Origin of the sequence: Paludisphaera borealis, assembly GCF_001956985.1 — a bacterium.
Classification (GTDB): domain Bacteria; phylum Planctomycetota; class Planctomycetia; order Isosphaerales; family Isosphaeraceae; genus Paludisphaera; species Paludisphaera borealis.
On the sequence record NZ_CP019082.1, the window covers coordinates 7,369,858 to 7,396,273 of the forward strand.

General features: G+C 66.9%; 21 protein-coding genes and 1 pseudogene. 7 read left to right on the top strand and 15 right to left on the bottom strand.

Annotation, left to right across the window (positions count from 1 at the left end; translation table 11 throughout):
• Positions 1 to 83: 83 nt before the first annotated feature.
• The 3 genes from BSF38_RS28505 to BSF38_RS28515 all read right to left on the bottom strand — a co-directional run bounded on the left by BSF38_RS28505 (position 84) and on the right by BSF38_RS28515 (position 3,723).
• A complete protein-coding gene (locus BSF38_RS28505; protein WP_076350391.1) occupies positions 84 to 2,183 on the bottom strand; it encodes a G8 domain-containing protein in 2,100 nt (699 codons plus the stop codon).
• A 92-nt stretch (positions 2,184 to 2,275) separates the two neighbouring features.
• Complete coding sequence (locus tag BSF38_RS28510; protein WP_076350392.1) at positions 2,276 to 2,743, bottom strand: hypothetical protein; 468 nt, start codon at positions 2,741 to 2,743, stop codon at positions 2,276 to 2,278.
• The gene (locus BSF38_RS28515; RefSeq protein WP_237170667.1) at positions 2,740 to 3,723 is read right to left on the bottom strand and encodes a DUF1559 domain-containing protein; all 984 of its coding nucleotides are present in this window, start codon (positions 3,721 to 3,723) and stop codon (positions 2,740 to 2,742) included. Before BSF38_RS28515 ends, BSF38_RS28510 begins: the two co-directional genes overlap by 4 nt.
• Positions 3,724 to 4,930: 1,207 nt before the next feature.
• On the opposite strand from BSF38_RS28515, the gene BSF38_RS28520 reads away from it, so the two are divergent.
• Both BSF38_RS28520 and BSF38_RS28525 read left to right on the top strand, forming a co-directional pair.
• A complete protein-coding gene (locus tag BSF38_RS28520; protein ID WP_076350393.1) occupies positions 4,931 to 6,511 on the top strand; it encodes a glycosyltransferase family 87 protein in 1,581 nt (526 codons plus the stop codon).
• A gap of 493 nt (positions 6,512 to 7,004) precedes the next feature.
• Positions 7,005 to 8,591, top strand: a complete 1,587-nt coding sequence (locus tag BSF38_RS28525; RefSeq protein WP_076350394.1) for a Mur ligase family protein — start codon at positions 7,005 to 7,007, stop codon at positions 8,589 to 8,591.
• A gap of 93 nt (positions 8,592 to 8,684) precedes the next feature.
• Here BSF38_RS28525 and BSF38_RS28530 read toward each other — a convergent pair whose 3' ends face one another.
• The 4 genes from BSF38_RS28530 to BSF38_RS28545 form a co-directional block, all read right to left on the bottom strand.
• Positions 8,685 to 9,791: a serine/threonine-protein kinase gene (locus BSF38_RS28530; RefSeq protein ID WP_076350395.1), complete on the bottom strand. Its 1,107-nt coding sequence runs from the start codon at positions 9,789 to 9,791 to the stop codon at positions 8,685 to 8,687.
• Positions 9,792 to 9,890: 99 nt separating this feature from the next.
• Positions 9,891 to 11,609, bottom strand: a complete 1,719-nt coding sequence (locus BSF38_RS28535) for an FAD-dependent monooxygenase (protein ID WP_076350396.1) — start codon at positions 11,607 to 11,609, stop codon at positions 9,891 to 9,893.
• A gap of 533 nt (positions 11,610 to 12,142) precedes the next feature.
• The gene (locus BSF38_RS28540; RefSeq protein ID WP_145952372.1) at positions 12,143 to 12,769 is read right to left on the bottom strand and encodes a DUF5655 domain-containing protein; all 627 of its coding nucleotides are present in this window, start codon (positions 12,767 to 12,769) and stop codon (positions 12,143 to 12,145) included.
• 478 nt (positions 12,770 to 13,247) lie between these two features.
• Positions 13,248 to 13,757, bottom strand: coding sequence for a helix-turn-helix domain-containing protein (locus BSF38_RS28545; RefSeq protein WP_076350398.1), 510 nt, complete (start codon positions 13,755 to 13,757; stop codon positions 13,248 to 13,250).
• Positions 13,758 to 13,944: 187 nt separating this feature from the next.
• Between BSF38_RS28545 and BSF38_RS31030 the strand changes: the two genes are divergently transcribed.
• Both BSF38_RS31030 and BSF38_RS28550 read left to right on the top strand, forming a co-directional pair.
• Positions 13,945 to 14,253 (top strand): hypothetical protein, encoded by a 309-nt coding sequence (locus BSF38_RS31030; protein ID WP_145952373.1) that lies wholly within the window; start codon positions 13,945 to 13,947, stop codon positions 14,251 to 14,253.
• A 627-nt stretch (positions 14,254 to 14,880) separates the two neighbouring features.
• On the top strand, positions 14,881 to 15,498 hold the full coding sequence (locus BSF38_RS28550; RefSeq protein WP_145952374.1) for a hypothetical protein: 618 nt from the start codon (positions 14,881 to 14,883) through the stop codon (positions 15,496 to 15,498).
• 331 nt (positions 15,499 to 15,829) lie between these two features.
• On the opposite strand, the gene BSF38_RS28555 is transcribed toward BSF38_RS28550, so the two are convergent.
• Positions 15,830 to 17,023, bottom strand: a complete 1,194-nt coding sequence (locus BSF38_RS28555) for a glycosyltransferase (RefSeq protein WP_076350400.1) — start codon at positions 17,021 to 17,023, stop codon at positions 15,830 to 15,832.
• On the opposite strand from BSF38_RS28555, the pseudogene queA reads away from it, so the two are divergent.
• The 3 genes and pseudogenes from queA (at position 16,967) to BSF38_RS28570 (ending at position 19,133) form a co-directional block, all read left to right on the top strand.
• Positions 16,967 to 18,153, top strand: a pseudogene (queA, locus tag BSF38_RS28560) (tRNA preQ1(34) S-adenosylmethionine ribosyltransferase-isomerase QueA). The gene BSF38_RS28555 and the pseudogene queA sit on opposite strands and share 57 nt — an antisense overlap.
• 44 nt (positions 18,154 to 18,197) lie before the next feature.
• Positions 18,198 to 18,686: a DUF5658 family protein gene (locus tag BSF38_RS28565; protein WP_145952375.1), complete on the top strand. Its 489-nt coding sequence runs from the start codon at positions 18,198 to 18,200 to the stop codon at positions 18,684 to 18,686.
• Between the two features lie 12 nt (positions 18,687 to 18,698).
• Positions 18,699 to 19,133 (top strand): prepilin peptidase, encoded by a 435-nt coding sequence (locus BSF38_RS28570; RefSeq protein WP_076350402.1) that lies wholly within the window; start codon positions 18,699 to 18,701, stop codon positions 19,131 to 19,133.
• Between the two features lie 103 nt (positions 19,134 to 19,236).
• Here the strand turns inward: BSF38_RS28570 and BSF38_RS28575 are convergent, their stop codons facing one another.
• The 7 genes from BSF38_RS28575 to BSF38_RS28605 form a co-directional block, all read right to left on the bottom strand.
• Positions 19,237 to 21,957, bottom strand: a complete 2,721-nt coding sequence (locus tag BSF38_RS28575) for a LysM peptidoglycan-binding domain-containing protein (protein ID WP_145952376.1) — start codon at positions 21,955 to 21,957, stop codon at positions 19,237 to 19,239.
• Positions 21,958 to 22,348: 391 nt separating this feature from the next.
• Entirely contained in the window at positions 22,349 to 23,119 is a 771-nt protein-coding gene (locus tag BSF38_RS28580) for a hypothetical protein (protein ID WP_076350404.1), read from the bottom strand.
• A gap of 224 nt (positions 23,120 to 23,343) precedes the next feature.
• Positions 23,344 to 23,676 carry a hypothetical protein gene (locus BSF38_RS28585; RefSeq protein WP_076350405.1) on the bottom strand — a complete coding sequence of 111 codons (333 nt, stop codon included), beginning with the start codon at positions 23,674 to 23,676 and terminating at the stop codon, positions 23,344 to 23,346.
• Positions 23,673 to 24,182: a hypothetical protein gene (locus BSF38_RS28590; protein WP_076350406.1), complete on the bottom strand. Its 510-nt coding sequence runs from the start codon at positions 24,180 to 24,182 to the stop codon at positions 23,673 to 23,675. The genes BSF38_RS28585 and BSF38_RS28590 overlap by 4 nt, the downstream gene beginning before the upstream one ends.
• Before the next feature lie 72 nt (positions 24,183 to 24,254).
• Positions 24,255 to 24,668 carry a hypothetical protein gene (locus BSF38_RS28595; RefSeq protein WP_076350407.1) on the bottom strand — a complete coding sequence of 138 codons (414 nt, stop codon included), beginning with the start codon at positions 24,666 to 24,668 and terminating at the stop codon, positions 24,255 to 24,257.
• 29 nt (positions 24,669 to 24,697) lie between these two features.
• Positions 24,698 to 25,174: a type IV pilin protein gene (locus tag BSF38_RS28600; RefSeq protein ID WP_076350408.1), complete on the bottom strand. Its 477-nt coding sequence runs from the start codon at positions 25,172 to 25,174 to the stop codon at positions 24,698 to 24,700.
• Between the two features lie 15 nt (positions 25,175 to 25,189).
• Positions 25,190 to 26,284 carry a type II secretion system F family protein gene (locus BSF38_RS28605; RefSeq protein WP_076350409.1) on the bottom strand — a complete coding sequence of 365 codons (1,095 nt, stop codon included), beginning with the start codon at positions 26,282 to 26,284 and terminating at the stop codon, positions 25,190 to 25,192.
• Between the last annotated feature and the right edge of the window lie 132 nt (positions 26,285 to 26,416).

Genomic DNA, 26,416 nt, shown 5'->3' on the forward strand with positions numbered 1-26,416 from the left:
ACACTCAATGCTCATTCGAGCATGCGATTATTAATCATAGGGCGTTTGCGGCCGAGGGATTCGTTCGCGGCATGGCCCGAGGATCAGCTCGAAATCCCTGAAGCCTCAACATGAATCACGTGAGGTCTCGGCTCGACGTGGCCGTGGACGTCCTCGGCGCCCGCGCCGACGTCGATCGCCGCGCCGGAGGGTGCCTCGAGGACCGCCTCCCACTCGGCGAAGCTCCCTCGCGTGGAGGCCGCATCCCGGCCGTTGACCAGCACCCGCTTGATGTCGCTCGTGTCGGCGACCGAGCCGCGGACGCGGACGAGGTTACCCTCCCGTATGGCCGACGTGATCACCGTGGTCGGCGGCATATCGTCCTTGAAGCTGGAGAGGCCACGGAACGCGCCCTTGTCTGCCTGCTCCTTCGTGGGCACGTAGCCCGAACTCATCGGGTTATGGATGTCGTTGACGCGCATGTCCTTGGTGGTCATCCGGCGGAATCCGGAGCCGTCCATGATGGAGCGCCAGATCGCCACGTCAGAGCGGAAGACGTCCAGACCGTCGATGAACACCCCGGTCGTGCCCAGGTGAGTCGCCCAGTTAGCCTCCCAGCCGCGGAAGTTTCGGATCCAGAACGGGTGGCCGGGCTCGGGCATGGCCTCGACCGCCTCGCGCGCCAGGCTCTCGTTCTGGCTGTAGAAGTCCAGGCCCCGGTCCGGTCGCGTCACCCCCCGCAGGTTCAGGCAGAAGAATTTCATCGTGTGGGCTTCGTTGTCCTCGAACCGGACGAACGGCAGGACGCGGACGTCCTTCGCCGCGAGGGTCCCGTCGGGCTGGCGGATCTGGCGGACCGGGTCGTAGTCCTTCGTCTTCTTCACGTCGAACCTGTAGCCGTACTCGGCGCACTCGGCGGCCACGTTGCGGGTGAAGCTGTTCTGGCTGTTCGCCCACCAGAACCCGGCGCCCCGATTGGGGTCGAAGGGAACCTCCTGCTCCTTCTGCGGCTTGCCCGGCAGGACGAGCGCCGCGAGGTTGTGGTCGAGGATGTTGTTGATCTCGGTCCCGCTCTCAAGGAAGAAGCCGTGGCCGACGCTCTTGTAGCCGACGACGTCGCGCACCACCAAGGCGTCGGTGCCGTGGATGGTGATCCAGCGGTTGTGGCTGTCCCAGATCGAGGCCCCGATCACCGAGCTGCCCCGCATGGTTTCGCCGGCCAGGTGGAAGTGGATGCTGTATCGCCCCTTCTCGTCTCTCTTGCCGAGGTGACGAAACTCGGCGTAGCTGATCGAGCCGGCCGAGTTCCGGTGGTACATGGTGTGCCCGCGCACGCCGTCGGGATCGGCCGACTCCACGACGACGTTGCGCGTGAGGTTGGCGATCTCGGCGCGGAAGTTCCCCTCGGCGAAGTGGGAGAACGCGAGCGGACGGTCGAGCCTGACCGCGTAGCCGCCGGTGAAGTCCTTTGCAGAGAGCCCGGTGATCCGACGCTCCTCCGTCTGCGCCCCCGCCAGGAAGTCGCCGCCCACGCCGCGCCCATCGCGTTGACGTCGCGTGCTGGTGACGATGACGTGGTCCCCCTGCTTCCAGCCGCCGGCCCATTCGTCGACATAGACGGAAGACGCCCCGCCGTCGGCCGTCTGCCGGATCTTCAGCCATGTGTGCTGGAGCGGCTGGCCGTGGAACTCCATCCGCCCGCCGCAGCAGACGACCGCCGGGCACGAGACTTTGTCCATCCCCTCGACGTAGTGCAGGCGGATGACGGCCGAGAACTCGGCCGGGATCGGCAATCCGGGCCGACCGACCAGCAGCGCGGGGCGCGCGGACTCGGGCATGTCCTTCATGGCCGTCATCGTCGCGTGGCAGTCGAAGCCGTCCTCCGAAGGCTCTTCAGAGCTCGTGACCGTGATCAACCCGGCGTCCATACGCGTGTTGCGATCCCTGGCGAACTCCAGGGTCCCCGCGATCTGGACCAGGCGGATGACCTCCTCGGAGACGACGTCGTACTCGACGTGATGGCCGCCCCGGACGACGACCCGGTCGCCGGCCTTCGGGACGCGACCCAGATCCCAGGTCTCCTTTGCGGACCACGCGCCGGATCTCGCCGACCGGACCAGGGGGGGCTCGGCGGACCAGGCCGACGAGCACGAAGCGACCAATGCCAGGGTGAAGACGAAGTGGGGAAACCGAGGAATCTGCATGTTGGCCTCTCAAGGGTGCGTAGGGAAGCGTGGACGGAGGTCTGTACGGGGAGCGGCGTCACGCCGCTCGGTTCTTCTCGAGGGCGAAAGCTTCAGCGGCGAGAGGAGGTCCTCGACTTGCCGCGCGGAGGGCTCGTCAACTTGATCGGCGGCACGGCGTTCTCGCCTTCGTGGATCGTCACCGTGGCAACCGGACGTCGCGGGTCGCGATAGGCGCCTCCGAAACGATCCACCCCCTCGATGGTGTCCTGATCCTTGACCGTCACGGTCGGCCAGAACGCGGTGACCGTCGACTCGCCCGGCGTGCTGACGACGACCGTGAACGAGCCGTCGTCGCCCGATCGAGCCGAACCGGAATCGGGCAGCCCGGTCGAGTCCCCGGCGGTATGGAAGACGACGTAGACGCCCTCGGCGGGGCGGTCGTCGACGAGCACTTTGCCCGAGACGAGGCAGGACTCCGGGCCGCCGCAACCGACGGCCGTGACCAGGAGTCCCGCGACCACGGAAGTCGCCGCAGAGCGGATCCAGCGCCGGGGCGTCGGCAGGGGCGACTCCTTCATTCCTGAACGATCTCCCCGCCGTTGCGGCTGACCATGGACATCAGGTTGGCGACCGTCATGGTCGTAGAGAACATCCGGACGCTGCCGTCGCCCATGGCGACGTTCGCCCCGGCCGGGTGGAAGCCGAAGACCCCCTGCGAGTTGTTGCAGTTGATCGCGCAGGCGGTCCCGGAGGGGGTGCTCGCATTGTTCGGCGGAGGTGAGTTGGAATACCCCTGAACCTGGAACGCACACCACCCCAGCCACGCTCCCCAGGCGCCGGGCTGGTCGAGCGTGAGGTCCGTGTCCGGCATCGGCCAGCCCACGCCCTTGACGTAGTGGCGGTCGTAGCCCGCGTGCTCGAGGAACAGCGTGGTGTTCGAGAGGCCGTCGGTGACCATCGCCATCCTCGGCGGGGTGCCCTTGAGGATCGGGTCGGGCGCGGTGGCGCCGCGGCCCAGCAGGGCGATGGTCGCCGCGCTGATGGCGTGATTGACCCAGTAATCGCAGACCCAGCCCGTCATGTTCTTGCCGTTGGCGTCGGTGATGAACGCCCCGTACGACTTACCGGTCGAGCTGGATTTGCGCAGGCGGATGGTCTGCTGGTTGGGATTCGACGGGCACAGCAGGACCGACAGGTTCGTGTTCGCCACCGTCTGGTTCCCCGGGTCGGCGAAGCCGCCTGGGAGCGAGACGTTGAACGCATTGGTGAGGACGCCTTGCTCGAGGAACGGCAGGAGCGTGACCATGTGGCCGTATTGCGGGGAAGAAGACGGCCTCGCCGCAGGGAAACAATTGTTGATGTCGTGGTAATTGTGAGCCGCCAGGGCGATCTGCTTCAGGTTGTTGACGCACTGAATCCTTCGGGCGGCTTCGCGCGCCGACTGCACGGCAGGGAGGAGCAGCGCGATCAAGACGGCGATGATGCCGATGACGACGAGCAGTTCGATCAACGTGAAGCCGCGGCGGCGATTCCGGCCGTATAGGCGAGGGCGAGTCATGATGAGGGAGGGCTCCTTCGTGCGACGGGTCTCATCTGGAAAGGTCGAGGGGCCGACGCCACGACCCCGCGCTGCGATATTCGCTCCGTGCTTAAGCAAGAGCCGCGCCCGTCGGCTGAAAAACCCGTAAGTCGCTCCACTCTCATGCTTTTCGCATTTCTCTCTTCAGCCACGCGGGACGAGGTTTCTGCCTGTGGCGATCGATAAATGTCCAACGAAGGACATAGTTCCGCCGAATCCTAATCATTCGAGAGGAGGAGATCCGAGCGGATGGATCATCCGACAGGGCTTCTTGTTACGTTCATGTCGCCACTCGTTCATTCGCATGCCTCGATTCGATCAGCTTTTACGGTCCGGGAGGAAGGAGGAGGAGCCGAGCGTCCCACTTGCGTCGGTCGACTCCATGGCCGAAACCGCGAGATCCTTTCAATCGCCCCGCGCGCCAATTCGTGGTTCCGGGACTCCAGGTCCCAAACAAGACGGGCGAACGGTTGTAAACTCATAATGGTGGATTCTTGGAATCCGCTCAGGGTCTTTGGCAATCCGGCTGTTGGTGGGTGAGAGGCGCGCCGCCGCGCAGGGGAAAAACGCGCGAACGAACCCAATGCCCCGAGGCGGTCGACCGGGCTTCGGCTCGATCGGACGAAGCCCGAAATCGCGACGAACGAACCCAATCGCGGGCCCGGCGATCGGCGGTTTTCCGGGCGAGCGAAGCCAAGTTCAAGACCACACCCAAGCCCATAATCCAAAAGTAGTTAAGCGGCTTCGACACGCCGATTTCGGGGATCGAACGAACCCAATTCGCCGGGGGTCGACAGGCGGGCGAGGAGGGCCGGGGAGGAACTCGACCCGGGGCTGCAACCACCCGATCCGAGGGCCGTCGATGGGCGTGTTTTGAGACGATCGAAGCCAATTCCGCGAGGGCGGGGTGGACGCCGGGATCAGCGGGCCGAGGCCTCCGAGCCCGGCGTCGCCCCGCCCCAAAAACTGCCGTTCTCGAAAACCTGCTCCTGGTTTACGATTCGGCCGAATCGGGCTTTCCATGGAGAGCGCCAGGCGCTCGGGAAAGCCGCGCGGGCCGGTCGATGCTTCGGCCCGAGAACGGAATCGGCAACAATCGCTCACGGATGAGTCGGCCGCGACGCACCTGGCCTCGCGCTGCCGCCGTCCCGTTCGCCTTGCGGGAGGCCCGCCGGAAATGACCCCCATGGACACGCCCGACGCGGGAGCCGACCTTGACCGTTCCAGCCGCCTCCGCCGCGACCAGGTCGACGGCGATGCGGTCGCCGCCGCCGCGTCGCGACGCTTTCAGCCCTGGCTGCTGGGTCTGCTGGGCGTCTTGATGGTCGTCTTCTCGGCCCCTCCCCTCGTCAACGTGGTCCGGGGCTGGCCGAACAAGGATTACGGCCTCTGGTATCAGGTGGGCGCGGCGCTGCGGCAGGGGTACGACATCTACCCCGATCCGACATCCGGCCGGCTCTTTCCGTTCATGTATCCGCCGTCGGCCGCGGCGCTGCTGGGCTACGTTAGCTTCGTGGGCGAGTCCGGCACGATCGCCTTGCTGACGCTCGCGCATTCGATCGCCTGGCTGGGGGCGATCGTCCTCTCGGTCCGGTTGGCGACCGGCGGCAAGGCGTCGGGCCGCAACCCCCTGCTCTACGTCGTTCCCTCGCTCTGCATCGTCGCCTTGATCCACAACTCGTACATGCTCGGCCAGCCGAACATGGCGCTTCTGACGCTGCTGCTGGCCGCCTTCTATTGCCTCCAGAAGGGTCGCGACGGCTGGGCCGGCGCGCTCGTGGCGACGAGCGCGGCGATCAAGGCGTTTCCGATCCTGGCGCTGGGGTACTTCATTTATCGCCGCAAGTGGCGGGCCTCGGCGGCCACCGTGGCGGCCCTCGCCGCGTGGCTCCTGATCGTCCCGTTGCCGTTCCGCACGCCGGCCCAGGCCGTCCGCGACGTCAAGGTCTGGACCGGCGGCATGCTTTTCACCTACAACTCGCAGGGCATCGCGCAGCGGCCGTTCCGGTCGTACAGCTACAAGAACCAGTCGATCATGGCCTTGGCCCATCGGTTCCTCCGCGACGTTCCGGCCGACGGCGAGGCGGTCCTCTCGCGGCGCACGAACAACTTCCGCAAGGAGCGGGCGCAGATGGGCCTGCACGCCGACGGCTCGATCGACCTGACCACGATCCTCACCGCCCCGGCCCGCCCCGCCAATCTCGACAAGCTCTTCGAGGGCTCCGCCGACGACCTGAAGAAGGCCTGGCGGGTCAACGTGGCGTCGCTGGACTTCCGGACCGTCACGCTGGTGACGCTCTCGGCGATGCTCGGCCTCTCGCTGCTCGTCGTCGTCGCCATGCCCCCGGCCCGCCGCCGCACCGCGCGGACCGACGCCCTGGAATTCGCGCTCATCACGCTCTTGATCGTGATGTTCTCGCCGCTTTCGTTCAACTACGCCTTCGTCTGGCTGATCTACCCGATCACCGTCGCCCTGAACGAGGTGCTCGAACACCCCGCCCCCGCCGGCCGCCGCCGCACGCTCCAGCGAGCCTGGCTCGCCACGATCCTCCTGATCCCCGCCCTCGCGATCCCCATGCCCCTGTACGCTCAGGCCTGGGGCAACCTGTTCGTCCCCGCCCTGCTCCTGGTCCTCTCGCTGGGCTGGACGCTGCTTCGCGTGAGCCGGGACGAGATCGATCAGCACGGCGAGACGTCCCTCCAGCGTCATGCCAAGCCCCACGCCGCCGGCGCCGGCGCATCGGCCCTTTCGTCGCAAGCCGGCTGAGCGTGGCAACGCGATAGATCTCCAAAGCAGACACGCTCGAACGCGACGACGTCGAAGAAGGACGGCGGGGCGTTCGAGTTCGTGCGCGCTCGCCGCGGCGGCCCGCCGCTTCCGCTCGCCGGGCCGAACCCGTCTTCATCGGCATTTCAGGCGTGTTGGGATTGCCTTTTTTCGGGGGTTCGCCAAGAATGCCGCGACCTGCTGGCGATGCACCTTCCGCGAGGCTGAGACATCCCGCCGAGAGCCTCGCTAGGCGTCTCGACTCCCACTGGATATCAGGACGAATCGCATGGAATAGCGTCGATCGAACGGCACGGGTCGATGGCGATGACGCCGACCCCATGCCCCGAACGAAGCGGTTGATCGGTCTGATCCGGTCGGCCAGGCGCGACGGGGCGCGCGACCAGCTTGCGGCGGAAAGGAATGACGCCGAGGGCCGGACGCGGGGGTGAAACGGAACACGGCTGGCTGGCAAGGCAAGGAGGCGATGCCAATGGCACGCTGGTTCGTCGATCGTCTGCCTCAGCGGGGAATCCCCTCGGTGAGCCTCAGACGGCTGCTCCCTGAGGCGCAATTCGTGGGATGTCCCGACTGGGAGGTCTCGGGCTGCACCGACGATCACCGACGGCTCGATCCGGGCCAGGTGTTCGTCGCGGTTCGAGCCCCCCGTTACGACGGCCACGGCTTCGTCCGCGAGGCGCTCGACCGGGGCGCGGCGGGCGTGGTGGTTGAACAGCCCTGCCCGGAAGCCGGAAGGCTTCAGGTGGTCGTCAACGACGCCCGGGCGGCCCACGCTCGGATCTGCCACGCACTGGCCGGCGATCCCTCCGAACGGCTCATCACGCTGGGCGTGACGGGCACGTACGGCAAGACGGTCACCAGCCTGATGGTGCGCTCGATCCTCAAGGCCGCCGGCCTGCGGTGCGGCCTCGTGGGGGGCAATGGCTGGTCCGACGGCGCGACCACGCGGCCGCTCGGCGGCAGCCTCGACCACGTCGGCCCGAACACCGCCGAACGAGGCGCCCGGCCCGGGTTCTGGCCGGGAGGCGCCGCCGGCCTGGCGTCGATCCTGTCGTACATGGTCGACCAGGAATGCGAGGCCGGCGTGATCGAGGTCGCCGCCGACGCGATCGACTCTCGATGCTTCGAGGGGGTCTCGTTCCAGGCGGCCGTCGCCACCGACCTGACTCTCCCGCTGGGCTTCCCGACCGAGGTCTCGCTCCGCAAGCGACGCGCGAAGGCCAAGCTGTTCCGCAAGATCGCCCCCGGCGGCGCGGCGGTGGTCAACGACGACGACCCGAACGCCGAGATCCTGGGCGCGCTCAACCTCGACGCCCGCCGCGTGAGCTTCGGCGTCAAGCGTCCCGGCCAGGTCGACGTCTCCGCCGCGATCGAGCGCATCGACTCGTCGGGCTCGCGGTTCATCCTCCAGGGCTTCGACCGCGCCGTGCCGATCAACCTCCAGCTCGTCGGCGAGCGGCACATCAGCCACGCGCTGGCCGCCGCGGCCCTGGCCTGGTCCCTGCACATCGACCGCGACGCCGTCGTGGCCGGCCTCGAAAACCTCGCCAACGTCGCCGGCCATCTCGAAGCCGTCGACGAGGGGCAAGACTTCGACGTCCGGATCGACGCCGCCCAGACGGCCACGCCGCTGGCTCAGGCCCTCGCCGCCGTCCGGTCGGTCGCCGCGGGACGGGTCCACCTCGTCCTGAGCGCCGAGGGCGACCAGGACCGCAACACCCGCCGGGCGCTCGCCGAGGTCGCTGAGTCGGCCGCCGACCGGGTCGTCCTGACCCTCGGCAACCCCCGCTCCGAAAACCCCGACCAGATCCTCGACGACCTCCTCGGCGGCTTCCATCGCCCGGGCAAGGTCCAGGTCGAGCCCGACCGCAAGCGGGCCATCGAGACCGCGCTGGCCGAGGCCCGATGCGGCGACGCCGTACTCGTCGCCGGCAAGGGACGGCACGCCTACCAGATCTTCGCCGACCGCGTCGTCCCGTTCGACGACTTCGCCATCGCCCGCCAGTGGCTCTCCAGCCGTCGCGGCCGCGCCTCGGCCTGGTCGCAGCGTTCCGCCTGACCTACCTTCACCCCACCCACGCCGGTTCGTTTCCGAAAGGCGGGCGGGAGGCGCACGCCCCCCCGCTCGCCCGACGACCGCGCCGACGCCGACTCACTTGCCCGTGACCCGACCGTACACGTCGCGGAGCGCGGCGCGGAGGTCGAGGATGGTCGGATAGCGCCGGCCGGGGTCTTTCATCAGGCAGCGCTGGATCACCGCGTCGACGTCGCCGGCCAGCCGCTTGTACGGGCGAGGGACCGCCGAGGCCGCCGACGGGGACGGCTGCGACGAATGCTGGCGGTCGAGCGCCGCCAGCGACTTCCCCTTGAAGGGGAGTTCGCCGGTGAGCATCTCGTAAAGGACGACCCCGAACGCATAAATATCAGCGCGAACGTCGACCGAAGCCGGGTCGCGGAACTGCTCGGGGGCCATATAAGCGCCCGTCCCGAGCTTGGCGCCGGTGTGGGTCAGACGCGCGATCTCGCCGCCCTGCGTCGCGGGCGACTCCTCCTCCGAGGTCTCTTTGTCGACCGTCGTCGGCACGGGCGGCGCGTCGCGCGACGGTCTCGACGCGAGGGAGGACGAAGCCGGGCCCGAGCCGATCGGTCTCACCGTCTGGTCGCGCGAATCGCTCCAGACGATGCGCTGCGGCGGCTGCACGCGATCGTCGAGCGGGATCGAGCCGTCGGGCAGCTCGGAGCGGACGGCGATCATCTCCTCGCAGACCCGGGCCAGGCCGAAATCGGTGATCTTGAGAACGCCCGACTGGGTGACCAGAAGGTTGCCCGGCTTGACGTCGCGGTGGCAGTGCAGGCCCTGCCGCAACGCGTGCTCCATGCCGTTGCAGAACTGGATTCCGAACCGAAGCGCCTGCGGCAGATCGAGCTTCGGCGTGCCGATCCAGGCGGACAGGTCGCCTCCTCGGACCAGCTCGATCATCACGTACGGCTTGAACCCGAAGATCTCCACCGCGTGCGCCTGGACGATGTTCTTGTGCTGGCCGAGCTGCACCCAGAGGCGGCATTCGGTGGCGAACCGCGACCGTCGCACGCGATGGCCGAGCAACTCGTCCTTGAGCGTCTTGAGCGCGACGACCGACTGCTCGCCGTGGCCGAGATGGTCGTTGACCACGTAGACGAGGCTCATGCCCCCCTCGTGGACGGCGAAAATCTCGAACCGATCGCCGATCCAGTCGCCCACGCCTCGGACGGCGTTCATTTGAAACGCCCTTCGCGGATTTCGTCGCACCAGAGAACGGTCACGAACGACGCCGATACATCAAGGTCTATTATACGACGCCTTGCCGACGGCCAGGGTTCAGCGGAAAATTCGCTTGAGATACTCGCGGAAGGCGAACGCATCGAGCGGTTGACCACGATAGCCGATGTAGCCGTCGGGACGGATCAGATAGAGACAAGCCCCGACCGCTCCGAACCGGCGATGCAGCGCGTTGGTCGGATCGGCCAGCCGTTGCCCTTTCCAGGCGGGCGAGGGCTCGACCGGGAGCTTGGGCTCGACCAGGATCGGCCGGATTCGACCGACCCGCCGCGGCGACACGAACTCCTCGGCGAGGAATTCGACCTCCAACGCGCCGGATTCGGGCTCGGTCCCCTGAAAGACGAGCAAAACGTGCCCGCCGCCGAGGCCGCCCTCAAAGACGACGTCCGACAGCCGCCGCTCCCTCCCCGTGGCCGGGTCGGACGTCCCGATCGGGGGATCGGGCATGCGATCGCCGGCTCGAGGGCCGCGTCGAAACGCACGCTCGGCCTTGAACGCCGTGCCTCCCCCTTGCCGGAGCGCCATGAACCAGCCGGGAGCGTCCTTGGCGACGATCGGACTGTCGCGATAGCCGACGGCCAGCTCGGAAAGCTCCAGCGACGCCTTCCGACGCACGACGCCGAGGCGAGAGAGCACGCGGAAAAGACCGTTCCGAAGGCCCCGGGCCAGGGGATTGTGCAGGGTCACGACCCGGGTCATCAGGTCGGTGCCTCGCAACACCGCCAGCGCCACCGGCCGACGCTCGGCGTCGTACGAATCGAGGAGCCCCGCGCTCGCCTCGCCGCGAACCGCCAGGGCGAGCTTCCAGGCGAGATTGACGGCGTCCTGAACGCCAGTGTTCATCCCCTGCCCGCCCGCCGGGCTGTGCAAGTGAGCCGCATCGCCGGCCACGAAGCATCGTCCACTCCGGAACCGATCGACCACGCGCCGGCGGATGCCGAACGACGACGTCCACGACGGCTGATCGACGGTCGCCTCGGGAGCCGCATGGCGGTTCACCAGCTCTCGAAATCGGGCCACGATCGCATCGGAGGAGTCGGCCTCGACCAGCCCGGTCGTGTCGACCAGCCGCCAGCGGCCGGCCTCGGGCAACGGAAAGCTCGCGAGCGGCCCCCCCGGAGTCAACACCACCGAAATCTCGTCGGCGGGCTTCGACCAATCCAGCCGAACGTCGGCGAGCAAGAAGCGTTGCTCGTAATCGCCCCCCTTGAAGGCGAGCCCCAACCCATGCCGGACCGCGCTTCGGGAACCGTCGCAGCCGACCAGCCAGCGGGCGCGGATCCGGCTCGTCTGGCCCGAGGCGTTCTTCAACTCGGCCGTCGCGCCGTCGTCGTCGGCCGTGAACGACGCCAGCCGGGTCCCCCAGGTCACGCCGCCCCCCAGTTCGGAAAGCCGATCGATCAAGATCCGCTCGGTCCGCGACTGCGGGAGGCAGAGCACGAACGGATACCTCGTGTCGTCGAGGTCGAAGGCCAGCCGCATGCCGGTGATCCGCGTCAGGCCGTTGTAAACGCTCAGCCCGTTCAGACGGCGCCCCTCGGCGACCATCGCGTCGGCCACGCCGAGCCGCTGAAACGCCTCCAGCGTCCGGGCGTGAATCCCCAGCGCCCGGGATTCGCGAATCGGCGTCGGCCCGTCGTCATCGTCCACCAGGACGCATTCGACGCCCTGACGACGCAGCTCGCAGGCCAGGCTCAGGCCGACGGGCCCCGCTCCGACGACGAGCACATCCACGATACGATCAACCGACTCCGCCATGCCCGACCCCTGCTCGCGACCACCCGACGACCCAACCCCTCGCCCGGAAGCCCGCCGCTGATCGCAACGCGAGGGAGTTCCACCCAACCCTTCACTATGGATCGGCCGACTCGCCAAGTAAACCAAGCTGTTCTGGGCTCAATGCCGAGACCGACGCCACTACAAACCGCCGACGATGGTCCGGCGGCCAGGATCTACGCCGAGCGGGAACGTGTGGGAACTCTCGAAACCCGGCGCAAGGTGGGTGCCTTCACGGCGGCGCCGGGAGAGCGGGCGAGCAACCTTTTGGAACTCAAGCAATGTTTCGTCGAGCTTGGCGACCGGTTCTTGGCCGAGGGCGTCCCGGCGCCACAAGGTCAGCCCGACCGCCCACGCCTTCAGGCCGAAACATCCTGTACGAGGGCCTGAAGGAAAAGGGCGAGATGTTGGTTCTCAGTACGGCCGTCGAGCCATGGGGCTGAGAGGCTTGTTGATGGGGCGCCGCCTCGTCGGCGACGGAAAAAAGGACGGTCGTCTGAACCGTCGCGCGGCCGTCAGGCGTCGAGATCGTAGGCCCACCGAAGCCATCGCTTGACTTCCGCGTTCACGTCCGTGAGAGTCCGGATCGGGACGACGTGGGAGATGCGGTCCTTCTTGGCGAAGCCGCCGGTGTCGATCAGCCTGCCGGTCGGCTCCATGTCCTGCAACGCGAAGCCGAGGTCGATCCGAACGCCGCCGACCGGCTTGATCTCGGCGAACACGTGCTTGCGATAGAGGGGGACGACCGTCTTGCAAGGACAGATCCGAACGTCGTCGCCGAGCGCCATGCATAGTTCGAGGATCTTGTCGCAGATCGGCCGCAAGGCCGACGTCTTGCCGCTGAACATTGAGGCGACGTAGCCGCCGGCCGCCTTCAGATAGGCCGTCGGATCGCCGTCCTCCGCGCCGCGGCCCTCGGCGAGCTCGGCGATCCACCAAGCTCCGTTGGTCCCCAGGCCGTGCTCCGACTTCAGCCACGCGCGGCGCTCGCGCTCGGAGTCGGGGCCGTCCTCATGGACAAGCTCGATCCACTCTTCGAGAGCCCGGCCGGTCTTGCCCGCCAGGCCCGCGATCCAGGCTTGCTTCATCGCGACGCTTGGGTGCACGCTGTAGGATGCGGTCGCCCGCTTGAGTCTCGTCACCGATGCCTCCCACTTTGTAGTAACTTTCCCCAAATCGCAATCGCCGTTGATTTTACGAAATTTTTAACCATCCGTCAATCACGAGCCGACTGGCCGTCCCGGGGGCTCGAACCGGCAAAGGCGGTCGGCGCATGCGGCGATCGACGCACGGCGAGGCCGGCGGACGACGGCGCGCAGAGCGAACGTCCGGCCGGGCGACGATCGACTCGCTCGATGAACGTGGAGCGAACGACCGGCCCCGCCTGAACGCACGGCCGGAGTGTTCATTTGTATCGGATTAGCGGCGCGTTGTGCGGACGTCGAACGATCGAGGGGATGAGAGAGGCGTTGGCTCAGAGGCTCCTTGGCTCGTCTCGTGGGGTGAAAAACTCGACGTTTTCGGTCCGTGCGCGAACCGAGACGGCTCCATCCGGAGGAAAAACGTCGAAGGGGCTTCCAGGACAAGGGACGAGCCGAGGCTGGGACGACGAGCCGTCGATTATTCGGACGGGCTGCGCGGGCGTCCGCGACCTCGCCTCGGGGCTTCGACGTCGAGGGCCGAGACGTAGCGACTCGTCTCGCTGGCCGCCGGGGGCGGAATGATCGGCAGGAGCCGGAACGACTCCTCGACGATCCGGGCGACCCCATCGGCCAGGGGAGAGCCCAGGAGGAGTCGAAACTTCTCCATCAGCTCGTCGGCCCGCTCGCCCGACAGCGAGCGCTCGCCCCCCGCGGAGAGGAACGCGCTTGGCGAATGGACCGAAGTCATCGCCATCGACTCTTCGGGCTCGCCGCTGTCGGCCAGCAAGGGAGTCGAATCCAAGAGGATCTCCAGCGGCACCCCAAGGGCTCGGGAGATCCGTCGAAGGGTCCCCGCCTGCGGCTTGCTGGTGTTGCCACGCTCGATCTGGTACAGGGCGGTCCGCGAAATCTTGGCCCGATTGGCCAGTTCGTCGGGCCCCCACCCCTTTGCGTAACGCAGATCGCGAATTCGCTTCGCCAGGTTCATGGATCATCTCACTTCTAGCGTCGGACTATCAATTCGGATATGAATCAGGCAGTGGATTCCATCACAACGCGGAGTCCGATGGAATGGCACTGAATAGAATGATACATCTCCCTCAAAAAAAATCAATTGCGAACTGGATAAAAGAGCCTTCATAAGAAAGTCGCCGGCCGCGCCAACCGAATTAAGCGTGAGATCCAACCGTCAGGCCCCCCGACAATCCGCCGGCCTGCCGCCCAAGTCGCCCAGGAACCCCGGCCGGCCGGGGTTCCTGGGCGAGCCGTCGGGAATTCTCTCGCCGCGCGACCGGTCCGCCGCCCCCGAACCGCGCGAACGGCGCAACTCGCCCAGGGGCGAGCACGAACAGCAGCCCCAGGTCGCACCGCCGATCGCCGATGGAGCCTCAAGGAAACGCTCCGGCGAGCAGCCGAGCCGGATCGGCGCGGCGTCACCCCCTCCCACTCCTCAAGCCTGGCGAAGTGAATCCAGCGTTCCGTGAATGCCTGCAAACAAATCTCATGTTTCCCTGCCTCTTACGGCGGGATCAAATCAACATAAATCGTATCGAAGTCCTAAACCCCTAAGACTGCCGACCGCCGAGGCGAGCCACGCTGCGAGAATCTTAGTTTCGAGGTCCGAGGGCCGTGACGGGATTACTTTAGCGACGCCCGACCTCGTCGATTTCAGGCATCTTGCCCCAGCCCGTGTTGCAAATTCGCAACACCTTGTGGGTGGTCGTCACAATCCACTATAAATCGAGTCTCCTGGGCGAATCGTGGCCCCGTGCGGAAAAAATGAGCCTGAACGTGTAAGTTCCCGCGGCCGGCGGCGTCTTTATTCTCGAAGCGCCGTCTTGCTATCACGCTTCAGTCGGGTACAAGCAGCATATGCACACGCAAACGACGAGGGAATCCCTCAGCGGCCATCATATGCTTGCACTCACCCGGCGCGTCGTGCTTCGGATCTCGGTCGTGCGCCCTCGGGTCGGGGAGTCGGAGGCGTGATCGCGGGATGATTTTCTCGATCGTGGGACGGGAACCTTCCCGTAGAAGCGAGCCCGCCTCGCATCAGGCGGCCGGAATGCGGCGTCGGATCAACAGTCGAACCCCCCGCCGAGGCTAATGCCGTGATGAACTCAGACCACATGCAGGGGTTGTTCTGGACCACATCTCGCCAAGGGCTCTCGCTCGTCGAGCGCCCGCGAGTTCCTTCCTACCGGGTTGGCGAGCCGCTCATCGCTGGGCGTTCACGGTGGCCGGTGGGCGTCCAGTACAGTTTCGGCGTCGAGGGGCACCAGTTGACGCTGTTCGCCTCGACGATTCATCCTCGAATCGTCGAGGACGTCCGCCTGGGCGATGCGGAGTTCGCGCTGGTCGGCGGGTCGCCGGTCTTCCTCCTGGCGTACCGCCTGGGCGCAACGGCCGAGTGGAACGCCGTGCCGTTCGGCTGGCACCTCCAGCACCCCGAATCGCGCGCCGTGCCGGCCTCGCATCCGTCGCCCGAGAACCGCGCCTTGCTCTGGATCTCGCTGGTCGGTGCCAACGATGGCATCATCCATGCTCAACGTGGGGTCGCCCTCAGCCCGGCCTTCACCCGCACCCTTCACCGGGCGATTCAGAACCAGGCGACGGCGTTGTTCAACCCGCTCGACTGCATGCTCGCACTTTCTGAAATCCTCCGCGACGAGCCCAGCTTGTCGCGGCGGATCGATGCGGCCAACGTCCGGACCATGGCCAACGCGTAATTGACGACGCATTGGCTCGATGGGTTCGGCCCCCCCCCACGCCACCCATCCGCGACCGCACGCATGAATCGTCGCTATAATCTCGTAAAGTAGCCGTTCGTAGGGCGGACACGACGACGACGATCGATAGGCAAGTAATAGCGACCCTAAGCGACCATAATAGACAAATAACGCCTGTCCCTAATAGCCCAAGCCCAACCAGGCATAACTAAGCCGCAGCCCCTTATCATCTAATCTAAGTCTCAAGGGCGCCGTGAGTTCCACTTCCGGAACCCAAGGCGCCCCTCTTTTTTTCGACCTCGGCTTCGGCTTCGCTGAACGAGGGGCGACGTCAATCGTCGGCGGGAGCGACGGCTTCGTAACCGAGTAGGCCCGACCAGAGGGCTTCGTACCGGGCGACGGCTCGGGCGATCGAAAACTCGGCTTCGACGCGAGCACGGCCCTCCCGACCCAGGGCGCGGGCGTGTTCCGGATCGTCAACGGCTTCGATGATCGCCCGGGCGAGCCGCGAGGGATCGCGGGGGGGGACCAGCCACCCGGTCCGCCCGGGCGCGACCAGGTCTTCCGAGCCCTCGACCGCGGTCGCGACCACGGGGAGGCCGGCAGCCATGCCTTCCAGCACGACGTTGGGCATCCCTTCCCAGAGCGCGGGGTGGACCAGAAGGTCGGCCGACCGCATCAGCCCGGGGACGTCAGTCCGCTGGCCGAGCCATTGGACGCGGTCGGCGAGCCGTGGCCGTGTCGCAAGCTGCTCGGCCAGCCATTCGCGATGGGGGCCGTCGCCGACGATCGCCAGCCGCCAGTTCGCGCGGGCCGAGGCGACCTGTTCGGCGGCCGACAAGAGATCGGGCAGCCCCTTCTGCGTATCGAGTCGGCCCACCGTCAGCGCCAGGAAGGCGTGATCGGGGACGCCGAGGCTCGCGCGCGATATAGATATAGAGGTGGTGGAGGCGGCGTCGAACGGGGCGGGGTCGATCCCGTTGGGGATGACCGTCAGCCGATCGGGGTCGAGGCCGCCGACCTCGCGGCTGAATCGCGCCACGCCTTCCGAGACGCAGACCGAGCCGCTCGCGAGTCGGCTGGTAAGTCGATCGAGCGTGAGGTGCCAGCGCTTCTCGCGCTCGGCGACGCGCAGGCCGCCGACGACCCACGGTCGTCCCGCCCAGGGCGAGGCCAGTCGAACCGCCAGGTTGGCGTGGAACATGAAGCTCTGAACCAGGACGGGGCGATAGCGTCGCAAGACGCTCGCCAACCGCGCGACGCCTCGCAACGGCCGTCGGCGATCGAGCCCGAGGCACTCACACGGGATTCCGGCGGTTCGGACCGGTTCGGCCAGGGCTCCGTCGCCGCTCAGTCCGATCACGACCGGCGCCCATCGCCGGCGGTCGAGCCGCAGGGCCAGGTTCACAAGCGCCCGCTCGGCACCGCCGACGTCGAGGTCGGTGATCGCCAGGGCGATCGGCACGGGATGCGCGGGCCGCGGCCCGAGGCGGGCCGACTCCAGGCGTCGGGTCAGGCTTTGCACGCTATACTCGACATCGAATCGAACTGCTTCCGTTTCCGTTACCTGGATCGAACCCAGACCGTCCTCAGAGCAAAGGGCGCGCGTGCCGTGCTGACCTCGGACTTCGACTTCACGCTTCCCGACGAACTGATCGCCCAGCACCCCGTCAAGCCCCGCGACGCGTCGCGGCTGATGGTGGTCGACCGCCGCACCGGGGAGATCGCCCATCGCCATTTTGACGAACTCCCCGAGCTTCTCGATAGCCGCGACCTCCTCGTGCGGAATAATTCGCAGGTCCTCCCCGCGCGGTTGATCGGGCGACGCGCGGCGACCCAGGGAAAATGGGAAGGGTTGTTTCTGGACGAGCGGCCGGACGGCACCTGGGAAATCCTGGCCAAGACGCGCGGCCGTCCGGTCGCGGGCGAGACGGTCGTCGTCGGCGAAGGTTTGCCGCTGGTCCTCGAATCGCGGGAGGCCGACGGCCGCTGGATCGTCCGGCCGATCCTCCAGGACGAGGCCGACGCCTCGCCCCTGGCCCTGCTCCATCGCCACGGCCGCCCCCCCTGCCCCCTTACATCCGTGGCGGAATCGCCGCACCGGACGACGACGACGCCTACCAGACCGTTTACGCGCGCCGGCCGGGCTCGGTCGCGGCACCGACGGCGGGCCTGCATTTCACCGCCGACGTTTTCGACCGGCTCGCGGCGCGCGGGGTTCGGACGGCCGAGGTCACCTTGCACGTCGGCGTGGGTACGTTCCGCCCGATCGAGGCGGAGACGCTCGACGCGCACGTGATGCACGCCGAATGGGCCGAGATCGACGCCGAGACGGCGGCGATTCTGAGGGACCAGCGCGCGCGAGGTGGACGGATCGTTGCCGTGGGCACGACCTCGGCCCGGACGCTCGAAACGGCTTCGGCCTCGGGAACGATCCAGCCGTTTCAAGGGCGCACCAACCTCTTCATCCGTCCGGGACATGGGTTTCACGCCGTCGACGTCCTGCTCACCAACTTCCACCTGCCGCGCAGCAGTCTTCTGGTTCTCGTCAGCAGCCTCGCCGGCCTCGACTTGATGCGGCGGGCGTACGCCGAGGCCGTCCGCGAGCGCTATCGCTTCTTCAGCTACGGCGACGCCATGCTCATCATCTCCTGAAGCCCGGAAGATGAGCTAGAATCGCAATGGAGGAGGGCTGCGTTTTGGAAACGAATGCGGAACCTGGCGATCGCCGCGGCGGAACGCGTCGACAACGCCCGACCGGACCTCTCGACGCGTTCCGCCTGGGAGGCCGCCGCGCCCGGGTCCGTCGTGAGGAAGACAAGGGGGACATCTACTTCTTGGATCGGTTCCCCGCCCGGACCTTGGCCCTCGTGGTCGGCGTCCTGGGCCTGACGTTGCTCGACGGCGTGCTCACGATTGAACTGCTCGACACCAATAGCGAGGAGGTCAATCCGCTGATGCGGAGGTTGCTCGAATACGGTCCGCTGTGGTTCTTGCTGGGCAAGTATGTGCTGACGGCCGTCGGCCTGCCGTTCCTGGTCGTCTTCCAGGATTACCGACTGTTCGCGACCGGCTTCCGGGTCCGGTTCCTGCTGCCGATCTTTCTGTCGCTTTACGTGGTGCTCGTGGCGTATCAACTGCATTTGCTCGACCTCGGCCATCTCCGCGCCGATCCCGGCGGGCCGTAGAGGAGGCGGAGCGTGACGTTCGTGCATCACGCGACTCTGATCGCGCTGGGGATGGTGGTCGGCTCGTGCGTGGGGAGCTTTCTGAACGTCTGCGTCTACCGCGTCCCGCGCGGGCGAAGCGTTCTGAATCCCCCGTCGTCCTGCCCTTGCTGCGGGTCGAGCATTCGGGCGCGCGACAACGTGCCGGTGCTCGGCTGGATCTTCCTCGGGGGCACGTGTCGCGACTGCGGGGGGCGGATCTCGATTCGCTACCCGTTGATCGAGCTGGCGACCGGCCTCCTCTTCGCGACGGTGTACCTGGCCCACCTCGCCGCCGAGACCGGCGACATGCTGGAGCGTTGCGGCCCGTGGCTGGTCGGGTTCCGGGTCGTCGTCGAACCGCTTCTCATCCTGACGCCGATCGCGGCCGTCTGGATGCGCGCGGAGGCGCGGGCGATCGCCGGCTAGAGCGGTTTGCGTTTGGGTTGCACACGTAGGGGCTTCCCGCGCACACCGAGGGTGTGCAACCCTAACGCAAGACCGCGAGAGAAGCCGAGAGATCACGCGACGTTCACGGCGCGGGTCGGGCCGAACTCGCGCCGGTGGGGAGGATCAGGCGCTGGCCGACTCGGGGACGGCCCTCGGCTTGCAGCAGGTCGCGGTTCAGTTCGGCGATCTCGCCGGCGCGGGAGTCGTCGCCGAACCAGGCGCGGGCGATGCCGCGGAGCGTCTCGTTGGGGCGAACGACGTGGATCGCCGAGCTGGTGGCGGGGTCGACCTCGTCCCTCGGCTTCGGCGCGCGGGCGGGCTGAACCTCGGGGTCGACTCGCGGAGCCGGGCTGGGCGCCGGCCGGCTCGGGGGAGCGTGACGTACACCAGGCGGCTGCGCCGCGATCGGTTCGAGGGTCGGCAGAGCCGACGGCTCGATCGCGGCCTGTTGCGGACCGAGCATTTTCCGATCGAGATCGTCCACCGGAGGGATCACGATCTGCTTGCCCACGGCCAGGGCGCCCGGCCAGGCGATCGCCCCCCGGTTGGCCCACCACAGCGCCCTCGAAAACCGAGGCGAGCCGTAGTAAGACTTGGCGATGGTCTCGAACGTCTCGCCAACGCGCACGGCGTGGCGGCGGCCGGCGACCTTCTTCGGAGCGGCCGGCGCCTCCGCCTTGTAGCCGGCCAACGCGACGGCGGGATCGGCCTTGGGCTTCGGCGCGTCGCGACTCGTGATCGGCGGCGACGCCAGAATCGGCGCGCTGGGAACCAGCCGCCCCGCTCTCATCGCGTCGATCCGCGAACCGACGTCGAGCAGCACGGGTTCGCCCGGCGGCGATGCGGCCCGGTCAATGGTCGTGGGCGTGAGCGACGCCGAGGGAGGTTGTTCGACGCGCAAGGGAGCGGGGACGGGAATGGGAATAGGCTCGGGCCCCGGCGCGAGCGCGAGGTCGGCAAGCGGGGGGGCCGTCGCGGGCGCGGTCGGCCTGACATCGGCCGCAGCCTGCTTGACGCCGTCCGGGTTTCCGGCGCGACCGGCGCGGGCCAGGTCGGCGCCGTGAAGAGGCGCGGGGCCGGCGGTCCAGATGTGGGGCGTCAGCAGGACGACCAGTTCGCGACGCCTGCCGAGCTTGTCCTTGAGGCCGAACAGGTGGCCCAGAGCGGGCAGCCGCGACAGTCCCGGAAGGCCCGTCTGGTTGTAGACGTCTTCCTCTTCCATCAGACCGCCGATGACCAGGGTCGATCCGTTGGCGACCATGACGTTGGTGGTCAACTGGGCGGTGGTGACGTTGGGCAGGTCGTCGGTCACGGCCCCCTGGCTGCGCTCGGGGTGGATCTCCATTCGAACCATGCCATCGCTCGACACGAACGGGCGAATCCGCAGCAGGGTGCCGGTGTTGAGAAACTGGACCTGCTGAATGGTGCTGGTGAAGTTCTGCGAGAGCGTGCGGAAGCCCAGCCGCTCGCCGAGCTGGATCTCGGCACGCTGCTTGTTCAGGACCAAGATGCGGGGGCTGGCCAGAATCTTGGTGCTGCCCAGCGTTTCGAGCGCGTTGATGAACCCGGTGACGTTGTTGGCGACAAAGCCGTACTTGATGCCGTTGGCCCCTGAGGCGAAGCCGGTCGGGTCGGCGGTGGACGCCGCGATCTTGCCCGCGGCCGTCAAGACCTGGGACGGCGTGAAGCCGACGTTGCTGTTGATCGCCGCCCCCGATCCGATAGTCCCGAGCTGCTGGCCGAGGTGGTCGACGACCGCGAAGTTGACGCCGAGCTGCGTGTCCTTGGTCAGTTCGACGCTGATGATGACCGCCTCGATGAGGACCTGGACCGGCTGGACGTCGAGCCGCTGGATGATCTGATCGATCACCTTGATATTCGTCTCGTAGTCTTGAATGACCAGCGTGTCGTTGTCGGAATACGACAGGCCGCCCGTGACGGGCTGAGTGCCGCGCTGGATGGTCCCGCCCGAGGCGGCGACGGAGCCGCCGCCGGCCCCGGCCATTCCACCCCCTCCTCCTCCCGACGACGTCGAGCCCATTCCGCCCGTGGTGAGGGTCGACGACTCGCTGATGCCGTACTGGTAGTTGGCCGTCGTGGCGAACCGCTTCTTGCCGACGTCGTCGCTCAAGAACGGAGCGATCATCACCATCATCTCATCGGCGCGGATGTAATTGAGTCGGTAGACCTTGATGACGGTGCGCTCCTTCTTGGCCGAGAGCGCCTCCTTGCCGACTTCCTCGCGCGAGTAGATGAAGTGGATCTCGCCGTCGACCTTCTCGACGAGGTTCGCCAGCTTGAGAACCGCCCGGAGCAACTCCTGGATCGAAACCTTCTCAAAGTTGGCGGTGATCGTCCCCTGGACCTTGGGCGAGATCGCCAGGTTCAGGCCGCTGCGGCGGCTGATCACTTCCAGCAACCGGCGGACGTCAAGCTCGTCGGTGTGCAGGGTGATCAGCCCGTCCGCTTGATCGAAATCGATCTGGGGAGCGTCGTCCCGCGTCGCCGGGCGTGTCTGGCCGCGCGTCGACGAGGCAGACGGAAGCGGCGCCGCCGTGGGGCCGCCGGCCTCGTTTTGCGAGGAGCGCCCGATGCTCGGAGTGGGCGGTGCCGGAGGCTTCCCTTCCGCCGAGGCCGCGAACGGCGAACCGGCCGCGAACGGCGGCGCATCCGAAGGCGCGGGCGTCATGGCCGGGGAATCGACCGGGGACTGAGCGCGAGCGGAAAGACCGCCGCCGGGCGCAAGGAGCAGCCCCAGGCCCAGCAAGAACTCGCTCATCCCTGTGATTCGCGTCCGGTTCAAGTGGAAAGCATCCTCGTCGATTCATGCCTGATTCGCCCCCGCGGGCACCCATCACGGACCGCGGGCGGCTTCGATGTCGAATTCTTTCGCGTCGGAAGAGAGGAGCGATCGAATTCCGCTCGACTCGTCTGATCGCCTCCTCTAAGAGTTCGGCAGCGATCAAGCCAAACTTAAGGATTGCGCCCACAAGAACGATTGCCAAAACTTTGCCGATTACAACCGTCGCGCCGCCGCACAGCCCGAACTCGCGCGAAGGAAGACGTCAGGAAACAAAAGAAGGAGGGCCGAAGCCCTCCCTTTTGTCGCGCATTCCAAAGCGGAACGGTCCTGGACGTGGGGACGGTTCACCGGTGAATTTCTTTCGACCCCCAGCTCCCGCCCAGCCCATGCTTTACTGCGGAACCGACTCGTCGCTCGAACCCGCCGGTTCGTAGGGCCATGGGGCGTAGGGCATATTGGGCGGGTTGGGGAAATCGCGCGTCGGTGTGAAGGGATAGGCACCGCCGCCGTAGGGCGTGGTGGGTCGGTAAGGATCGAAGATCGGGGGGATGACGCCCGATCCGGTTCCAGTGACTGGGCTCGAGAACTCGACGTCCGGCCCGCGTCCTTCGGGACGGAGCGCTTCGCCTTCGAGGGCCTCGCCGACTGTCGACCCGACTCGCTCGGGCATGACCGTGGGTGGGTTGAACCGTCGCGTCAGGGTGGGCTCGATCGGCATATACGAGCGCTGCAGGGTCCCGAAGTTGATGGCGACTCGGCGGAAGACGTCGTGAGAGAGCATCTCGTCGCCGGCGTGGACCGGTCCGATCGTGATCCGCATGTTGGTCATGGCGTTCTGGGGCGTGAAGGTGATCTTCGCCGGCCGGCCATCCTGGGCGGTCGCCTCGATCACGACGGCGCCCTCGTCGTCGCCGTGTCCCGGCTTGCCCGGCCCGATCTCCTTAAAACCAAGGTCGGCCAGGGCTTCGACCGCCGCGCTCTGGACCTGGGGAACCGAGAACTGGAAGACCTGCGAGGAGGTGCCGCAGAAGTCATAGAACGCGTAGTCGCTCTGGGCGATGCCCGGGAAATGGCCGACCGCGCGATACCAGCCCGGCAAGGCGCAGCCGGCGATCGAAAACCCCGAGATCCCGACCATGACGAGGGCGATGATCCGCCGCATTTCCTGTTCGCCTCCTGCTCCCCGGCCGCGCCTCCCGTACGGGAAGTCGTCCGGGCGCTCCTCCGATCCCGTCGCCGAGTGGACGGGTCCATCTTGAGAAGTCGGCCGACCGGCCTTGACGCCATGAATGATTATGCCGGTCGACCGGATGACGCGCGGATCGGGCGGCCGAAGGGAGAAGGGAATTCGGCTCCAGCCTGCGTGCGACTCAACTGCAAACCGGGCTAATCCGCCGGGCTCACGTGAAGGGTCCACTGCTTACCGGTGGAGTCGGCCGGCACGGGCCGCATCGTCACGACGTACGATTTTCCTCCCGCCGAATACGATTTGTCCCCCTTGTTCGATGGATCGTTTTCGAGATCCCACAACCGCTGAGCTAGGGCGTTCATCAGGCTGGCGTCGCGATCGTCGTGTTTCACGATCGCGGTCTGGGCGAGGATCAGGCTGGCGGTGCCGCGGTGAACGGCCGCCCACATGCTGAACAGCACGGTCAAGAACAACAGGACGACCGTCAACGAAGAACCGCGACGGTCGCGACGAAGCAGTTTCGAGATCATGACGGCGGCTTGACTCCGATCAGCTTGTACGAGCACGAGAAATAGGTGGAGGAGCCGACGCCCGCGTCCGGATAGGTCAGCGTCAGGAGCAGGATCACGGACTCGTCAGGTTCCATCGCGGCCGAAAAACCGCTCACGTGCCGGGCGACGCAGACGTCCTCGTCGACGCCCGCGACGGTCTTCCGCCGGTGCAGCCGCTGATCCTGGACCGAGTAGGAGACGATGACCGGGCCGGCGTCGGCGGCCGTGTAGGAGAGGCTGAGGCCGTAGGTCGGATCGGGCGGCCACCGGAGCTTGTACTGGTTCAGGTCGCCCGGTTCGCCGCCGCCGTCGGCCAGATAACCGCTGAGGTCCTGGGCCAGGCTTTCCGCGGCGAGCCGCGCCTCGACGGCCAGCCGGGTGCGGCCGTCGATCTCGACGACCGGGCGTACGAAGGTCGCCACCGCCGTACCGATCAAGAGGCCGAGCAGCGACGTCAAGAACGTGGCGATGATCAGCTCGGCCATGCTGAAGCCTCGTCGTCGGGCCGTCCCACGATCGCCTGGCGTTCTGGTCGTCATTGGGGTTCCTGACGCGTCTTAGTCCACTTCAACGATCGCCTCGACCTCGGTCGCGACGCCGTCGGTCAGCAGGGGCGCGACGTTCTTCAACTTGACGTGGACGGACGACGGCACGGCGGCGGCTTCACCCGCGTCGAGCGGGTTGTCGCTGGTCGACGACGCGCAGGCGCGAGCGGTGAGCTTCCTGGCCCAGGGGTTCCTCCAGGGGACCAGGTAATAGACCCGGCCGAGCGTGCGGGTCTCGACGGGTCGGCCCAGGTTCTTGAATTCATACGAGTCCGCCTCGAACCGCTGTTCGAGCAGACGGACCTGTCGGTATTGCATCACCACGAACGGGCAGAGGCCGGCCAGTCCGACGCCCAGAACGGCGAAGGCGATCTGGACTTCGAGCAAGGTCGAGGCTCGGCGCGAAGGGCGGATCGAGAGGGCCAAGATCGTCGGGCTCCTTGTCTGCGGGTCGCTCAGGGGGCCACGGAGGGGACGACGTCGCCGCCGGAGTTCGTAAGCAGGTTGTTCAACGTGCCGCCCTGATCAATCTCCAGGCGGCCCCCCCACGTTCCGCTGTTGCCGCGTTCGGCCACGGCGACGAACCCATCGCCGCTCGGCGTCGCTGAATAAGCATAGAACGTACTTGCACACACCGAGGCGTCGACCAGATTTCGGCTCATGAGCGTGCTCAAGTCGGCGTACCGCCGATTTTCGAGCCAGTAGAGCCGCTCCGCCGTCCAGATGGCGCGGAGGTTGGCCGCCGCGACGTCGGCCCGAGTCTGTTCGAGGGACCGAGAAAACCGCGGTACTCCCATCGACATGACGATCGCCATGACCACCAGGACGACCATTGCCTCGATGAGCGTGTAGCCGCTTCGACCGTCGGTCGTCGGACTCCGTCTCCTTCCCGCCGTCATCGCCGTGCGCTCCTTCCGATCTTCGTCGAACATCCCATGGCGTTCCGCTTACTTGACCTTGCCCGCCATATCGAACATCGGCATGTAGATGGCCAGCATCAGCCCGGCGATCGAGGCGCCCATGCCCATGATGATCAGCGGTTCGAGCATCTTGGTGACCTTGAGAATCATGCCCTCCATCCGCTCCTTGTAGAACGGGGCGATCTGTTCCATCACCACGCCGAGCTGGCCCGACTCCTCGCCGACCTGCACCATGTTCGTCAGCATCGGCAAGAACAGCCCGGTCTCCTGGAGCGCGACGTGCAGCGGCTTGCCCGACGCCACCCGGGCGCACGTCTGTTTGAGGGCGCCTCGGTAGTACGGGCTGGTGTGAAAGATCCCCTGGATGGTTCTCATGGTCTCGAGCATCGGCACCCCGCTCTTCAAAAGCAGGGCTAAATTGGAGGCGAACTGGTACATCGCCATCTCGACCATCAGCTCGCCCACCGTGGGGATCACCATCAAGGCCCCGCCCACGTAGATGCGTCCCGTCTCGGTCTTGAGGAACCGCCTGAACGCCCAGACCGCGGCCACGATCGCCGCGACCGCATAGTGACCGTAGGCCACGATCCACCCCGAGGCGTCGACGACGAACTGCGTGATCTCGGGAAGCTCGGCGCCCATGTCGTCGAACATCTTGGCGAAGGTCGGCACGACCATCCAGAGCATGACCGTGACGGCGACCACGGCCACCACGACCAGCACGCACGGGTACATCAGCGAGGCCTTCACCTTGCGACGGGTCTCGCGGGCGTCGCGAATCTGCTTGTTAAGCTCGACCAGCACCTGGGCCATCTTGCCGGTGACTTCGCCGGTGCGGATGGCCTCGATCCACGCGAAGTCGAAGACGTCCGGAAACGCCGCCGCCGCCGCGTTGAACGTGCTGCCGGCCGACACCTTGGCGACGATCTGGTCGAGACACCCCTGAAGCTTGACGCTCTCACACTGGGCCGACGCGATCCGAAGCCCCTGCAAGAGCGGCGTCCCCGAGTTCACCAGCGTGGCGAGCTGGTGGAAGAACATCAGCGTGTCCTCCAGGCTCGCCCTGCGATGCTGCTTCTTCGAGATTCTGGCGTGCGAGATGACCCATTCCTGGAACTCCACGGAAGCGCCTCCTTGATGATCGGCGACGGAACTCGGCTCGACGCAAGACCACGCGCAAGCGAGGACTCCTCATCGATCCAGGAGAATTCTAGGTCACGCCCGACCGGCCGCGAGGCGAGAAAGCGGCGCGAG